The sequence below is a fragment of the Corynebacterium sp. UD i78 genome (genome assembly GCF_056280545.1).
On record NZ_JBWCED010000001.1, the window covers coordinates 2,486,733 to 2,500,505 of the forward strand.

The following is a 13,773-nucleotide window of genomic DNA, read 5'->3' on the forward strand; positions in this document are numbered from 1 at the left end:
TGATGCTCGTCGACGACCACCCGGTGGTCCGCGCCGGTCTACGGGCAATCCTCGACAGCTTCGGCGATATCACCGTGGTCGCCGAAGGTGCGGACGGTGCCGCAGCGGTGGACGCCGATGCCACGACCCTGGATGTCATCGTCATGGACATCCAGATGGCGGGGATGGACGGCATCACCGCAACAAAAGCACTGGTCGCCGCCGATGGTCCCCCGGTGCTCATCCTCACGACCTATGACAGTGAGGCGGACATCGTCGAGTCGCTCGCTGCCGGGGCCCGCGGCTACCTGCTCAAGGACGCCCCGGAAACTGACCTCCACCGTGCGGTGATGTCCACGGCCCGTGGTGAACCGACCTTCTCCCCTGAGGTCGGCGCTGCCCTGGCCCGACGTGTCGGCCATCCGGACCTGGCCCTGTCGCGTCGGGAGACCGAGATCCTCCGGGCGTTGGCGACGGGGGCGTCCAACCGGGAGGTGGCGTCCTCCCTGTTCATCTCCCCGGCGACGGTGAAGACCCACCTGATACACATCTACCGGAAACTCGGAGTCGACAACCGCACCGCCGCAGTGACCGAAGCGCAGGTCAGGAAGCTGATCTAGCTGATGCCGCCGATGCGGCTCAGCGGCCAGACCTTGAACTGCGCCTTGCCGACGATGTCGTCGACCGGGACGGAACCGCCGTCCGCGGCGTCCTGGTGGTAGCGGGAGTCCTTGGAGTTGGTGCGGTTGTCACCCATGACCCACACGGCGTCATCCGGGACGGTGACCGGCCCGAAGTACGGGCCACCGCAGGCCTCGGAACCGGACCGGGGATCGACGTTGTACGCGGGGGGATCCAGGATGTAGGAGTCGTCGACCTGCTCGCCGTCGACCATCACACCTTCATCACCCTCGAGGCACTGGACGGTCTGACCTCCGGTCGCGATGACCCGCTTGACCAGGGTGTATTCGTCGGGGGCGAGCAATCCGACGGCAGAGAGCAGGTCCTGTCCCGCCTTGATCACCGCATTGTCGGAGCGTCCGGAGGTCCAGCCGTCCTCCCAGCCCTCAGGGGCGGCGAAGACGACGACATCGCCCTGCGACGGATCACTGAAGCGGTAGGAGACCTTGTCGACGACGATGCGGTCACCCGTGCAGCCCTCACAGCCGACCAGCGTGGGCTCCATCGACTCTGAGGGGATCTGGTAAAGGCGTCCGACGAAGGTGTTCACCAGGCCGAGGATCGCCAGGGCCACCACGATGGTGACGGTGTACTCGACCCAGGCGGGGCGCTTCTCTCTCCTTCGCGGGCTTGGCGGACCTGTCGGACGTGTCCGCCGTGGTCGCCTCAGCAGTGTCAGCGGTTCCGTCGGTGTCGGCGTCCGGCACGGTCTTGTCGTTGTCGTCACTCACCCGTGCCACCCTAGTCGGTGCCCGCGGCCGGAACGTGGCGGAACGCCTCAGGGGACTCGCGGGACGTCCCGACTCCGTCGCTGAACGCGAACCAGCGTCCGCGGACGCGTTCAAGCTGCACGTCCATGTCATAGAGGACGCCGAGGTTCTCCGCCGTCATGACCTGCTCCGTCGGACCGGAGGCGAGCACTCCACCGTTCTTGACCATGAGCACGTCGGTGGTCGACGCCGCGACCTCCTCCACATGGTGGGTGATCAGGACGGTGGTGAGCCCCGGCATCGCCGCACGCAGGTCGTCGACGACGCGCAACAGTGTCTCGCGTCCCGGCAGGTCGAGGCCGGTGGAGGGCTCGTCGAGCAGCAGCATCTCCGGCTCGGTGACCAAAGCACGGGCGATGAGGGTGCGGGCCTTCTCGCCCTGGCTCATCTGCCGCCAGGTGCGGTCGGCACGGTGGCCCATGTCGACGAGCGTGAGGAGCTCGGCGGTGCGGACGCGGTGCTCGTCGGTGTACTTGAAGCGCTGGATGTAACCGTTGGAGCCGGAGACACCGGAGAGCACGATTTCCTCGGCGGTGAGGTCGTCAAGCCGCTGTTTCGGGTCGACGTAGCCGATGCGCTTCTGCAGGTCCTGGACGGCGGTGCGGCCGAGTTCCTCACCGAGGATCTGCACCGTGCCGGTCGTCGGGTAGAGGCGCCCGCCGGCCATCTTGAGCATGGTGGACTTGCCGGCGCCGTTGGGGCCGAGGACCGCCCAGTGCGTACCTGTCGGGATGGTGACGCTGAAGCTCTCGACGAGGGTGTTCGGTCCGCGGCGGATCGTGACGTCGTCGATGACGATGGCTGCTGTGGCTTCGAGCGAGTCGGTGGGTGCAGGGGCGGGGGCATCGGTGGTGGTCTCAGTCATGCGGGGCAGGTTACTCCACCTGCCCTTTCCCGTCTAACGGACTCCTAATCTCATTGCTTGGTACGCGGCGGTGCGCATCGCGAGTCCTCCTCTCCAGGTCGGTTGCCTCGGGGTGGAAGGACACCGGCGAACCACCCCGCAGCTCCTGACCCAGGTGCGACCCGAGGGGGTGGAATCAGTCGACCCGACCAACCGGTCGAGTCGTTCCCGGCGCCCACCTTCGGACACGCCTTCACGCCACCACCAGACGGTCACGGAGGTCACCACAGAGGCGCCCGCCGCACTCGCACAGACTGTTACACCGACGTATTTCCCCATTTCACAGCGTCGCGCCAACATACCCGAAAGTATCTTTTCCGAATCGGTTGTTGCGCACAAAAATATCTCGTATGGTCTACAACACAATCTGGAACGTGTGCTACAGAACACAATCTGCAGCCCATCGGAGGTAAGGTCACACTCACCTCCGGAACGCACCACAACCCCCGGAGGGGAACATGACTACGACCGAATCCAAGCCGCTCGCCGGCGGCGGTGACACCGCCGGCGGCAACGGAAGTCCCGACGCCACCTACGAACACCACCTCACCGCCGACGAGCAGAAGTGGATCGACAAGAAGAAGTACGCCTGGATCTTCAGCATCGTCCCGGCCGCCATCCCGATCTTCATCTGGGCTCTCGCCGAGTGGATGATCGCCATCAACGCCCCGGCGTTCTTCCAGCATGCCACCTGGTTCCTCGGCCCCGTGGCCGTGTTCGTCCTCATCCCGATCGGCGACTTCGTCCTCGGCCGTGACGGCGAGAACGCCCCCGAGGAGTTCGTCCCCCAGCTCGAGGAGACGAAGTACTACCGCATCGTCTCCTACCTCTACTTCCCGGTGATGCTCGCCAGTCTCCTCCTCTGCTGCTGGAAGTGGACCTCCGGTGACCTGACCTGGTACGACAACCTCGGCCTGGCCTGGTCCATGGGTATGACCTCCGGTATCGGCATCGTCGCCGCCCACGAGCTCGGCCACAAGAAGACCGGCTTCGAGCGCTGGCTCGCCAAGATCGTCCTCGCCGTCCCCGCCTACGGCCACTTCTACGTCGAGCACAACAAGGGCCACCATGTGAAGGTCGCCACCCCGGAAGACCCGGTGAGCTCCCGCATGGGTGAGAACGCCTACGTCTACCTGATCCGCTCCATCCCGAAGCAGATCCCGCGTGCCTGGAACGTCGAGAAGACCCGCCTGGCCCGCTCCAAGAAGGGCCAGTTCAACCTGGACAACGACGTCTGGAACGCCTGGCTCATCACGGCCGTCCTGTGGGTCGCCCTGGTCGTCGGTTTCGGCTTAGGCATCCTGCCCTACATGATCCTCCAGGCCGTCATCGGCATCGCCCTGCTGGAGTTCGTGAACTACCTGGAGCACTACGGTCTGCTGCGTCAGAAGCTCGAGGACGGACGCTACGAGCGCTGCTCCCCCGAGCACTCCTGGAACTCCGACAACCTCACCACCAACATCTTCCTGTACCAGCTGCAGCGTCACTCCGACCACCACGCCAACCCGACCCGCCGCTACCAGTCGCTGCGCTCGGATGTCTTCGCCCCGGAGCTGCCCGCCGGCTACGCGACGATGATCGCCGCCGCCGCCGTCCCGCCGGTGTGGTCCTGGATCATGGACAAGCGCCTCATGCAGTACTACAACTACGACATCGAGCGGGCGAACCTGCACCCGCCGAAGGCCGCGAAGCTCCGCAAGAAGTGGAACCGCATCGCCGCTGAGCAGGCCCGGGCCGAGAAGGCGACGGTGGCCTGACATGACCACCTCCACTCCTGACCTCGAGGCCCTCCGCGCCGCCGGTGGCGGAAACATCCCCGTCACCGCCGCCCCGCCGCAGAAGAAGACCAACCCGACGTTCCACTACGCGATGTGCATCGCGCTGACAATACTCGGCGTCATCGTCATCGTGCTCGGCACCCTGGGCGCCACGGGCACCGCCTTCCTCGAGGAGGCCTACCCCTGGTTCCTGCTCATCTCGCTGTTCTTCCTCCTCCCTGGCGTCGTCGGCCTGTTCCGCGGACCGGGCGAGCCTTCCACGCACGTCATCCCGCGTCCGAAGAACCGCAAGCCGATCGACCCGACCGCCGGTGCCGGCGGCGCGGCCGGCCCGGCGCCGACGTCCTGACCGGACCGACCGGACCGACCGGACCGGCGTCACGGAACAGCATCCACACCTACGACTGAAGAGAAGAGATCACCATGGCCGTCTACCAGTGTCCCGGCTGCGACTACCGCATCGACACCGCTGTCGGCGACAGTTCCGAGGGCTTCGCACCCGGCTTCGACTGGGACGCAGAGGTCCCCGAGGACTGGTTCTGCCCCGACTGCGGCGTCCGCGACAAGGTCGACTTCGACCAGGTCAGCTGACCCGGCAGACATCAGTACCCCCCGGTACGCCCCAGCACTCCACGAGAAAGGAATCCATCATGAGCACCTCCACCATCACCGACTACAAGGTCTGGGAATGCGCACAGTGCGGCTACATCTACGACGAGTCCAAGGGTGACCCCGAGGAAGGCTTCCCGCCCGGCACCCGCTGGGAGGACATCCCCGACGACTGGGAGTGCCCGGACTGCGGTGCCGCCAAGGTCGACTTCGACATGGTCCAGATCGGCTGACCGGAGGCACTCATGACCCACATCGCGATCATCGGCGGAGGCGTCGCCGCCCACACCCTCGTCAAGTCCCTGCCCACGGCAGCGTCGGCACAGCCGGAAGGCCCCGGGGACGCCACAGACGCCCTCACCATCGACGTCTTCACCACTGAGGCGCATGCCCCGTACCGGCGTCCTGAGGTGAACAAGGGAATCCTCCTCGACGGGAAGTCGCCCGCCGATGTCGCACTGCCCGGCGGAGTCTTCGAGACCCCCGGCGTCACCCTCCACCTGAACACCCGCGTCACCGCGGTAGACGCCGAGGCCCGCACCCTCACCGCCGGGAACACCACACGCCACTTCGACCAGCTGGTCTTCGCCACCGGCGCCGGCCCCCGGCTACTGGAGGTCGAGTGGCTCGACGGTCGCGACGTGCACTACGTCCGCACCCCCGAGCACTCCACTGCGCTGCGGTCCCGTCTGCTCGAGCTCACCGCCGACGAGACTGTGGTGGTCATCGGTGGTGGCGTCCTCGGACTCGAGGCCGCCTCCGCGGCGTCCACCCTCAGCGAGGCGCAGGTCCACGTCCTGGAGCTCGCCCCCGAGGTCTGCGGACGCATCCTCCCGCCGTCGGCGTCCCGCTGGCTGCGGGACCGGCACGGTGAGCACAATGTCACCGTGACCTGCGGTGTCTCCCCCGAGGTGCTGCCCGGCGCGGTGGAAGAGCTGGCACCGTCGGTGGTCATCGTCTCGGTCGGCGCGGTGCGCGACACCATGATCGCCGAGGACGCCGGCCTGGCCGTCGGCGAGGGTGTCGGCGGCGGCATCATCGTCGACGAGCAGGGTCGGACCGGCGTGCCCGGCATCTTCGCCGCCGGCGACTGCGCCGAGATCCACACCGTTGACGGGCGGATCATTCGACCGGAGGACGACGGCTCCGCCCGCACCCTGGCCGGTATCGTCGCCACCCAGCTCACTTGCGGGGACAACGGGCAGGACGCCGCGTCCTTCCTCGACACCCCGCAGAAGGGCTGGACGAAGCAGTACGGTCACATGCTCAACGTCCTCGGCACCACCGGTGCCGGTGACGGCCTCACCGAGCACGTCGTGCTCGATTCACCCGAGGAGCTGGTGGTCTTCACCGTCAGCGACACAGGTGCCGGCCCCACGGTCGTCGGCGTCACCACGGTGGGACGCAGCCCCGAGGTCCGCTCGGCGAAGAGTGCCCTGGGCACCGTCCTCGCCGGGTAGAACACCAGACATCACGGCAAGAACCCCCGGTCCATGACGGACCGGGGGTTCACTCCTGCCATGTCGACGCTGCTAGACCGTGCAGGACACGCGGGCCTGCGAGGCAATGAGGCAGACCGACTCGTCGGTGAGGACCCACTTGCCGTCCTTCGCCACGTAGTAGAGGTCGGTCGGTGGCTTGCTTCCCACACCCACCATCGACATCTGGATGGTGGCGGTCATCTGGTCACCCTCGACGACCACCGGGTCGACCATCTCGTAGCGGAAGATCGGCACTGCGCGCATCGCGGCACCGGCGTCCCTGATCGTCTGCACGCCGGCCGGGTTCTCCAGGTTGGCGGCGATCGTGTCATCCGAGGCACCCTGCGCGAGGATGGTCTCCATCTGGTTCTTCAGCTCGCTGTTGGAGGGCTGGGCCGGGATGTCGGCGCCGCCGGACCGGGCGGAGGCACCACTGTCGCTGTCACCCCCGCTCTCGCCGGCGGAGGCGTCGTCGATCGGGGCGCTGCCGCCACCGTTGATGCGGACGGGCTCGCTGCCGGAGCTGCCGGAGCCCGAGCTTCCGGCACCGGCGGCGCTGGTGGAGGTCGGCTTCGCGCTGGTGGTGGCACGTTGCGCGGTGGTGGTGTTGTCGTCCTTCTTGGAGGTCACACCGGCGTTCGTGGTGCCGTCGCCCTGGACCAGGGTGACCTGCGGATCATTCGTGTTGGCGATCATCACGGCCGCCCCCACGCCGATGACCACAGCCGAGGCCAGTGCCGACAGCCCGACGGACAGTGCGACGGTGGGCCATGCCACCGACCTGCCGGACTTCTCCTGCTGCTCATCGTTGGCGTCGTCGTAGTCGGCGTTGTCGGCGCCGTCGTACCCGGTGTTCTCGGCCATTCAGTTCTCCTTGATGTGCGGGCACGTGCGCCGCAGTCTCCTCTTTCGGAGAGAATTGTAGTATAGCCTTGCCGAATCACAACACAGGGTGACCGATTTTCGGCCCGTGTTGCTGATCACATCGGCAGCGTTATTCTTGAATAATGCGTGACGTGCCCCCGAACCACATCTCCACCAGCGTCTCCGGCCGCGATTCCTGGACCGTCGAAACCTCCACCGGCGCCGTCCGCGGGCACCAGGTCAACGGTGCCGTCGCTTTCCGCGGCGTCCCCTACGCCGAACAACCCACCGGTGACCTGCGGTTCCGTCGGGCGACCCCGCGCGACCCGTGGCGCGGCGTCCTCATCGCGACCCGTCCCGGCGACTACTGCGCGCAGTGGCGCAACAAGAGCATCGGCTGGGTCGGCAGCGAGAACTGCCTCTGGCTCAATGTGGTGGTGCCGCGGCCGGACTCCCGCGGGCCGGTGATCGACCGCGGCGCACAGCGCCCGGTGGTGGTGTACCTGCACGGCGGGTCGAACATCCACGGCTCCGCAGCCGAACCACTGCTCTCCGGCGAGTACTTCGCCGCCGCGACGGACGCCGTCTACGTCGCCGTGAACTACCGGGTCGGCATCTTCGGCCAGCTCGCACTGGGCATGGCCGATGATCTCGACGAGCACCGCTTCGACTCGAACACCGGGCTCTCCGACATCATCACCGCGATCGAATGGGTCCACGAAAATGCCGGACAGTTCGGCGGCGACCCCCACCGGATCACCGTCATGGGCGAATCCAGCGGTGGTGCGATGGTCACCGCGCTGTCCGCGGTCCCGGCAGTCAAGGACCTGGTCCACGGGTTCATCGCCCAGTCCCCGGCCGCGGGGATGGTACACACCCCGGCGGACGCCGCCCGCATCTCGGACAAGGCACTGGAGATCCTGCGCGGACCGGACGGCGAGAAGCATCCGCGTCCCGAAGGCACCGGCCAGGACCTGCTCACGGCATCCGCCGACGGGCTGGCGTGGCTCACCGAGCGGGTCAACGAAGCCTCCTGGGGTCAGTCCGGCATCGCCGGCGGGTTCGCGCCGGTCATCGACGACCTGCTGCCGGCACACCCGTTGGTGCCGGGCGCGCAGTCCGACATCCCGATGCTCATCGGCACGAACCTCGACGAGTACGTGCTGATGCGGTGGGCGTATCCGCGGGCGCGCGTCTTCACCGCGGAGGCGCAGAAGTTCGCCGAGGATGTCGACCCGGCGCACGGTCCCGGCGTCCTCTCGGGGTTGTACGGCAGCGGGAAGCGACGGGCGGACGCCGGACGTTTCATCGGCGACGCCCTGTTCACCGCCCCCTCGATGCGGATGGCCGCGCAACACCCGTCGGGCCGGTCGTGGATGTATCGGCTGGACATGTCCACCCCGTCGCTCAATGTCTCGGGCATCGGCGCGACGCACGCCCTGGACCTGCCGGTTCTCTTCGGCCGCTACGATTCCGGACGCGGGCCCGGGGCTCTTCTGCTCGGCGGGCGCGACCGGATGGCCGCGACGACGGCCGTGATGCAACCGCGGTGGAAGCGGTTCATCCACGACGGCGACCCTGGGTGGGAGCCCTACCCGGGCGACTACGCCACGCAGCTCTTCGACGGCGACGAGAAGACGGTCGCGGACCCCTCCCCTGAGCTGCGCGAAGCCTGGGCCCCGGTGTCACTGACCGGGATGCCGGTGTAGTTCGTCCCGGCATCACGGTCACGCCGAGACGTGGGGGACACGTCTGGTCAGCGTGAGGTGACGTCCGCGGTGGCGGCGTCCGCGTCAGAGGCATCGGCGTCGGAGGTCTCATCGGACGATTCATCGCCGACCTCCAGGTCGAAGCCGTGTTCGCCGGCGGCGTCCCACACGTCCTCCTCCCAGATGCCGGAGCGCTTGGCGACGACCACCGCGACCAGGGACTGACCGGTGACGTTGACCGCGGTGCGGCCCATGTCGATGATCGGCTCAATGGCCAGCAGCAGACCCACACCGGCCAGCGGCAGGCCCAGGGTCGACAGCGTCAGGGTGAGCATCACGGTCGCGCCGGTGGTGCCTGCCGTCGCCGCGGAGCCGATCACCGAGACGAAGATGATCAGCAGGTAGTCGGTGAAGCCGAGGTCGAGGCCGTAGAACTGGGCCACGAACAGGGCGGCGATCGCCGGGTAGATCGAGGCGCAGCCGTCCATCTTCGTCGTCGCGCCCAGCGGCACGGCGAAGGACGCGTAGGCGCTCGGCACGCCCATGGACTGCTCGGTGACGCGCTGGGTGACCGGCATGACGCCCATCGAGGACCGCGTGACGAAGCCCAGCGAGGTCACCGGCCAGACGCGGCGGTAGAACCCGGTGACGGACAGGCCGTTGAACATCAGCACGGCCGGGTAGATGACCAGCAGGACGATCGCGAGACCGACGTAGATCGCCAGGACGAACTTACCGAGGGAGCCCAGGGCGTCCCACCCGTAGTCGGCGACGGCGTGGCCGATGAGGGCACCGGTGCCGATCGGGGCGAGGCGGATGATCCACCACAGGACCTTCTGCACCACGGTGAGCAGGGACTCGGTGATGTTGAGGAAAGGCTCGGCGGACTTACCGGCCTTCACCGCGGCGATGCCGAGGGCCAGGGAGATGATGAGCAGCTGGAGAACGTTGAAGCTCACCGAGATATCGCCGTCGGAGCTCGCCGAAGCGCCGAGGCCGAGGAAGTTGGTGGGCACGACCGAGTCGATGAAGCCCATCCAGGAGCCGGTGTTGGACGGCTCGGCGGCGGAGGACGCGTCGATGTCCGTGCCGGAACCCGGCTTCATGATGACGCCGACGAGGATGCCGACGATCACGGAGAAGAACGCCGTGATGACAAACCAGATCAGGGTGCTGATCGCCAGGCGGGCGGCGTTGGCGACCTTGCGCAGGTTCGCCACCGAGGTGATGACTGCGGTGATGATCAGCGGCGGGACCATGGTCTTCAGCAGGGAGACGTAGATCGAGCCGGTCTTGTCGAGGAACTGGGCGAGCCAGGGGGCGTCGGCGTCGGGGATGTCGGACGCCTGTGCGCGGGCGATGAAGCCGAGGACCAGACCGACGACGAGGCCGGCGATGACCTGCGCGCCGAAGCCGGTCAGCCAGGCGGGCAGGTGCCGACGCGGCGCGGCGGTGCTGGTGGACGCCGCTGCCGGGGCGTCGGTGGTGTCCTGGTGGGACATGGGATTCTCCTAGTGAACAGATCTGTCTATATCGGCCCGTCACTCTACGCCTCTACCTGCGGAGAGACAATACTGCCCGGCCGGTGTTCCTGAGGTCACGTCGGAACCGGACGATGATGCACATCATCCCAGGTCAGTGGGTTCGTGAAGCAATATGCTGGCAGCGACCTGTCAGTTCAGGACGAAGACGGTGATTCTGCCCGTATTCATTAGGTATGCAGGTCGCCGGGCCCGTAGCCTCATAAGGCAATGACCACCACGACTGCACACACCACAGCGGCCACCGGTGCTGACTCCACCGACGCCGCCCCCACCACCATGTCCGACACCATCTCCCTGGGAGGACGCTTCCGCGTCCGACGCGGCGACCTCATCAGCGTCGTCGCCGTCATCATGGGTCTGGCCACCATCAACGTCACCGCGCACCTGACCTCACTGTCGACGGTCGCGGCGATCGTCCCGGTCGGCGTGGCCTGCCTGCTCGTCATCGCCAAAGCACGTGGCATGACCTGGACCGATCTCGGTCTCGGCCGGGCCTATGTCGGCAAGGGCCTGAAGTACGGCATCGGCGCGGTCGTCCTCGTCGCCGCTGTCATCGCCGTGGCACTGGCGATCCCGATGACCAGGGGTTTCTTCTTCAATGAGTCCTATGCCTCGCTGCGCACCGCGCTGATCGCCGCGCTGGTGATCATCCCGCTGCAGACCGTGCTGCCGGAGGAGCTGGCCTTCCGTGGCCTGCTCCACGGCCGGCTCCGTCGCCTCGGCGGCACCAAGGCCGTTTTCATCGGCGGCTCGATCCTCTTCGGCCTGTGGCACGTCGCCAGCTCGCTGAGCCTCACCGCCACGAACGTGGGTCTGACCGCGTTCCTCGGCTCGGGTACCGCCGCCCAGTGGATCGGCGTCGGCCTGGCCGTCGTCGCCACCGCCGGCGCGGGTGCGGGGCTGACCTGGCTGCGTCACCACACCGGCAGCGTGCTCGCCCCCATCGGCCTGCACTGGGCCCTCAACGCCGTCGGCGCGCTCGCCGCTGCCGCCGCGTGGACCTTCCTGTGACCGCTGCATCCAGGTAGGATGCCCGGACGCCGGGGAAGCCCTGAGCAGTTACTCGCAGGCGACGCCGTCGTTGTCGCCGTCCATGCCCGAGCGGTAGCCGGGCTCGCCGCGGTACAGCGGGGTCACTCCCGCAGCACGGGCTGCGGAGCAGTTCGCGTAGTAGACACCGGCCGGGTCGGCCGGCACATCCTCCGCGGCGGGAGCAGCCGGCGCGGCAGGTTCCTCCACCGGAACCTCGGCCGGGGCACCGGCATTGTCCCCGGCCACCGGGGAACCACCCGCGGCGATCCCGTCGGCGCCACAGCCCGAGAGGATACGCACCATGGCGTCCTTCTCCGCCTGCGTGACCCACAGCGCATAGGCGGCCTTCACGTCGATCTGCATCGACACATAGGTGCAGCGGAAGGACTTGTTGGCCGGCAGCCAGGTGGCGGCGTCCCCGTCGCTCTTCTGCATATTCGCCGGACCGTCGACAGCGAGCAGGTTCGCCGGGTCATTCGCCAGCTGCTCGCGGCGCTCCGGGGAGAGCTGCTGTGCACCCTTCTGCCAGGCGTCCGACAGGGCGACGAGGTGGTCGATCTGCACGGCCGTGGAGGTGTCCTGACCACGGACGAAGTTGATGGTCCGGCCGGTGTACGGGTCATCCAGGGTGCCGGTGAGCACCCGGCAGGTCCCGTCCTTGTAGGTGATGTCGGTGAGGTCGCGGGCGAGGATGTCATTGCGGGTGTCGCAGCCGTTGCGGTCCACGTCCGCCCACGCCTGACCGAACAGTGCCCGGTCATAGCCGGTTTTCGGGGCGCGACCCTTGACCTCGAGGGTGGCCAGGGTGGCCAGTGCCGTGGCGACGGCGTCATCGGCGGAGGACGCGGCGCCCCCCTCATCCCCTGGATCTTCCGCATCCTCGGTAGGCTCCGCCGACGGGGTCCCGGCCGGGGACGTCACCACCTCAGAGGTGGAGGTGACGGTGACGACGGTGGCGTCCTCATCCGTCGAACAGCTGACGAGGGCGGACGCAGCGAGAACGGACGCCGAGAGACCGGCGACCGTCCGGAGGGTGTTACGCATCAGTGGTGTGGGGTTCCTTGACTTCAGCGGGTCCAGCATCTTCCGCAGGCCGGGCCCGCCACGCGGCGAGGCACAGCAACGCCAGGCAGATGATGCCTGAGATGCCCTGAATATTTCCGTAGAGGAAGTCTACAATCCCGATGTCGCTGAACGACCACGGGCCGTTCTCCGGGAACACCTGGTAGTGGTGGTTCGCGCTCGTCTGGTAGTCCTCGTCACTGAGCCGCCCGAAGGACAGGTTCGCGACCACGAGCAGCAGGGTCCCGGTCAGCGTCGGCCAGTCCCACCCGTCCCGGCGTCCGGTGACCAGGGCAGAGAGCTGGGCCGCGAGGAGCACGATCGCGACGATGATGCCGGTCCAGTGGTGTGTCACCGCGATCGGCGCCGAGATGCTCACCGCGAGTACCAGGGTCAGCAGGACGCTCACGGGGCGTCCGGCCGCCGACAGCCGCCACACCGCCCAGCCGGAGATCACGGCGATGACCAGCAGACCGGGGATCATCAGGGTCTGGGCGGTGTCGCCGTCCATGCCCGCGCGGGTCAGAATGCCGGTGAGCGCCTGGTTCGCCGCGTAGCCGGGTCCACCACCGCGCTCGCCGTTGAAGAACTCCTCGGTCCAGAAGAACGTCGAGTCCGAGGCTCGGAAGATCCAGCCGAGGCCCGCGGTCACGAGGAAAGCGACGAAAGAGCGGGCGAGGTCACCCCACTTCCTCGTCACGAGGAAGACAAGGGCGTAGGCCGCCGGGGTGATCTTGATGCCGGCGGCGATGCCCACGCCCGCACCGCGCAGCCACTTCGGTGTGTAACCCAGCAGGTCAGCGGCAACGAGCAGGACAAGGAAGACGTTGATCTGCCCGTACATCAGATGCACCTGCAGCGGCTCGATCAGCAGGGCGAAGCCCAGGGCAGCGAGCCCGGTGAGCGGGGCGAGACGACGCCAGAGAGTGGACACACCGGCCAGCACCGTGATCCGGTGGACCGCCATGGTCAGCACGGCCCAGGCCGCGGCCAGTGAGGCCAGCGTCCACACCATCTCCATCGTCTCCTCGCCCATCCAGGTCAACGGCACGAAAAGCACCGCGGCCAGTGGCGGGTAGATGAAGGCGAAGCCCGAGCGGGAGGGGAAATCGTCACCGTAGAGGGCGTTACCGTCGAGGATCGCCTGACCGGCGTCCACGAAGACACCGACGTCGAGCAGGTAGTTCTCCCGGACATGGGAGAAGACGCCGTCCAGCTGCCAGACGAGGCAGACCAGGCCGACGAGGGTGACGACAGCGAAAAGCCCCCGCACCAGCGGTCGGGACGCTGTGCGCGGGGTATCTGCGGTTGTGGTCGGGGATACGGTCGGGGCAGTCATTGCCGGGAGAGTTTACCTGCC

The 13,773-nt window shown here is 67.6% G+C and carries 14 protein-coding genes; 8 read left to right on the forward strand and 6 right to left on the reverse strand.

Features of this window, described 5'->3' with window-relative positions; genetic code table 11:
• The first annotated feature begins 2 nt into the window (after positions 1-2).
• On the forward strand, positions 3-599 hold the full coding sequence (locus ACZ9GM_RS11630; RefSeq protein WP_476038357.1) for a response regulator: 597 nt from the start codon (positions 3-5) through the stop codon (positions 597-599).
• Here the strand turns inward: ACZ9GM_RS11630 and lepB are convergent.
• Positions 596-1,330, reverse strand: coding sequence for a signal peptidase I (gene lepB / locus ACZ9GM_RS11635; RefSeq protein ID WP_476038358.1), 735 nt, complete (start codon positions 1,328-1,330; stop codon positions 596-598). The two genes, ACZ9GM_RS11630 and lepB, sit on opposite strands and share 4 nt — an antisense overlap.
• A gap of 71 nt (positions 1,331-1,401) precedes the next feature.
• A complete protein-coding gene (locus ACZ9GM_RS11640; RefSeq protein WP_291475532.1) occupies positions 1,402-2,295 on the reverse strand; it encodes an ABC transporter ATP-binding protein in 894 nt (297 codons plus the stop codon).
• A 497-nt stretch (positions 2,296-2,792) separates the two neighbouring features.
• Between ACZ9GM_RS11640 and ACZ9GM_RS11645 the strand changes: the two genes are divergently transcribed.
• The 5 genes from ACZ9GM_RS11645 to ACZ9GM_RS11665 all read left to right on the forward strand — a co-directional run bounded on the left by ACZ9GM_RS11645 (position 2,793) and on the right by ACZ9GM_RS11665 (position 6,181).
• Positions 2,793-4,091, forward strand: coding sequence for an alkane 1-monooxygenase (locus ACZ9GM_RS11645; protein ID WP_476037911.1), 1,299 nt, complete (start codon positions 2,793-2,795; stop codon positions 4,089-4,091).
• A 1-nt stretch (position 4,092) separates the two neighbouring features.
• On the forward strand, positions 4,093-4,461 hold the full coding sequence (locus tag ACZ9GM_RS11650; protein WP_291475538.1) for a hypothetical protein: 369 nt from the start codon (positions 4,093-4,095) through the stop codon (positions 4,459-4,461).
• A 74-nt stretch (positions 4,462-4,535) separates the two neighbouring features.
• Positions 4,536-4,703 carry a rubredoxin gene (locus tag ACZ9GM_RS11655; protein WP_291475539.1) on the forward strand — a complete coding sequence of 56 codons (168 nt, stop codon included), beginning with the start codon at positions 4,536-4,538 and terminating at the stop codon, positions 4,701-4,703.
• Between the two features lie 59 nt (positions 4,704-4,762).
• Positions 4,763-4,954, forward strand: a complete 192-nt coding sequence (locus ACZ9GM_RS11660; RefSeq protein ID WP_291475540.1) for a rubredoxin — start codon at positions 4,763-4,765, stop codon at positions 4,952-4,954.
• Between the two features lie 12 nt (positions 4,955-4,966).
• Positions 4,967-6,181 (forward strand): FAD-dependent oxidoreductase, encoded by a 1,215-nt coding sequence (locus ACZ9GM_RS11665; protein ID WP_476037912.1) that lies wholly within the window; start codon positions 4,967-4,969, stop codon positions 6,179-6,181.
• Between the two features lie 72 nt (positions 6,182-6,253).
• Here ACZ9GM_RS11665 and ACZ9GM_RS11670 read toward each other — a convergent pair whose 3' ends face one another.
• A complete protein-coding gene (locus ACZ9GM_RS11670) occupies positions 6,254-7,066 on the reverse strand; it encodes an MTB12 C-terminal domain-containing protein (RefSeq protein WP_291475543.1) in 813 nt (270 codons plus the stop codon).
• A gap of 143 nt (positions 7,067-7,209) precedes the next feature.
• On the opposite strand from ACZ9GM_RS11670, the gene ACZ9GM_RS11675 reads away from it, so the two are divergent.
• A complete protein-coding gene (locus ACZ9GM_RS11675; RefSeq protein ID WP_476037913.1) occupies positions 7,210-8,775 on the forward strand; it encodes a carboxylesterase/lipase family protein in 1,566 nt (521 codons plus the stop codon).
• 47 nt (positions 8,776-8,822) lie between these two features.
• Here the strand turns inward: ACZ9GM_RS11675 and ACZ9GM_RS11680 are convergent, their stop codons facing one another.
• Entirely contained in the window at positions 8,823-10,277 is a 1,455-nt protein-coding gene (locus tag ACZ9GM_RS11680; protein ID WP_476037914.1) for a dicarboxylate/amino acid:cation symporter, read from the reverse strand.
• Between the two features lie 249 nt (positions 10,278-10,526).
• On the opposite strand from ACZ9GM_RS11680, the gene ACZ9GM_RS11685 reads away from it, so the two are divergent.
• Complete coding sequence (locus tag ACZ9GM_RS11685; protein ID WP_291475549.1) at positions 10,527-11,330, forward strand: CPBP family intramembrane glutamic endopeptidase; 804 nt, start codon at positions 10,527-10,529, stop codon at positions 11,328-11,330.
• A gap of 48 nt (positions 11,331-11,378) precedes the next feature.
• Here the strand turns inward: ACZ9GM_RS11685 and ACZ9GM_RS11690 are convergent, their stop codons facing one another.
• Both ACZ9GM_RS11690 and ACZ9GM_RS11695 read right to left on the reverse strand, forming a co-directional pair.
• Positions 11,379-12,395, reverse strand: coding sequence for a GmrSD restriction endonuclease domain-containing protein (locus tag ACZ9GM_RS11690; protein ID WP_291475550.1), 1,017 nt, complete (start codon positions 12,393-12,395; stop codon positions 11,379-11,381).
• Positions 12,388-13,752: a glycosyltransferase 87 family protein gene (locus ACZ9GM_RS11695; RefSeq protein WP_301530563.1), complete on the reverse strand. Its 1,365-nt coding sequence runs from the start codon at positions 13,750-13,752 to the stop codon at positions 12,388-12,390. The genes ACZ9GM_RS11690 and ACZ9GM_RS11695 overlap by 8 nt, the downstream gene beginning before the upstream one ends.
• Positions 13,753-13,773 lie beyond the last annotated feature (21 nt).

What these genes read in the sequence shown, in the direction of transcription:
- ACZ9GM_RS11650 (WP_291475538.1), top strand. Translation starts at nt 4,093, where the DNA reads ATGACCACCTCCACTCCTGACCTCGAGGCCCTCCGCGCCGCCGGTGGC.
- ACZ9GM_RS11630 (WP_476038357.1), top strand. Translation starts at nt 3, where the DNA reads ATGCTCGTCGACGACCACCCGGTGGTCCGCGCCGGTCTACGGGCAATC.
- ACZ9GM_RS11670 (WP_291475543.1), bottom strand. Translation starts at nt 7,066, where the DNA reads ATGGCCGAGAACACCGGGTACGACGGCGCCGACAACGCCGACTACGAC.
- ACZ9GM_RS11645 (WP_476037911.1), top strand. Translation starts at nt 2,793, where the DNA reads ATGACTACGACCGAATCCAAGCCGCTCGCCGGCGGCGGTGACACCGCC.
- ACZ9GM_RS11695 (WP_301530563.1), bottom strand. Translation starts at nt 13,752, where the DNA reads ATGACTGCCCCGACCGTATCCCCGACCACAACCGCAGATACCCCGCGC.
- ACZ9GM_RS11660 (WP_291475540.1), top strand. Translation starts at nt 4,763, where the DNA reads ATGAGCACCTCCACCATCACCGACTACAAGGTCTGGGAATGCGCACAG.
- ACZ9GM_RS11690 (WP_291475550.1), bottom strand. Translation starts at nt 12,395, where the DNA reads ATGCGTAACACCCTCCGGACGGTCGCCGGTCTCTCGGCGTCCGTTCTC.
- ACZ9GM_RS11685 (WP_291475549.1), top strand. Translation starts at nt 10,527, where the DNA reads ATGACCACCACGACTGCACACACCACAGCGGCCACCGGTGCTGACTCC.
- ACZ9GM_RS11655 (WP_291475539.1), top strand. Translation starts at nt 4,536, where the DNA reads ATGGCCGTCTACCAGTGTCCCGGCTGCGACTACCGCATCGACACCGCT.
- ACZ9GM_RS11680 (WP_476037914.1), bottom strand. Translation starts at nt 10,277, where the DNA reads ATGTCCCACCAGGACACCACCGACGCCCCGGCAGCGGCGTCCACCAGC.
- ACZ9GM_RS11665 (WP_476037912.1), top strand. Translation starts at nt 4,967, where the DNA reads ATGACCCACATCGCGATCATCGGCGGAGGCGTCGCCGCCCACACCCTC.
- ACZ9GM_RS11675 (WP_476037913.1), top strand. Translation starts at nt 7,210, where the DNA reads ATGCGTGACGTGCCCCCGAACCACATCTCCACCAGCGTCTCCGGCCGC.
- ACZ9GM_RS11640 (WP_291475532.1), bottom strand. Translation starts at nt 2,295, where the DNA reads ATGACTGAGACCACCACCGATGCCCCCGCCCCTGCACCCACCGACTCG.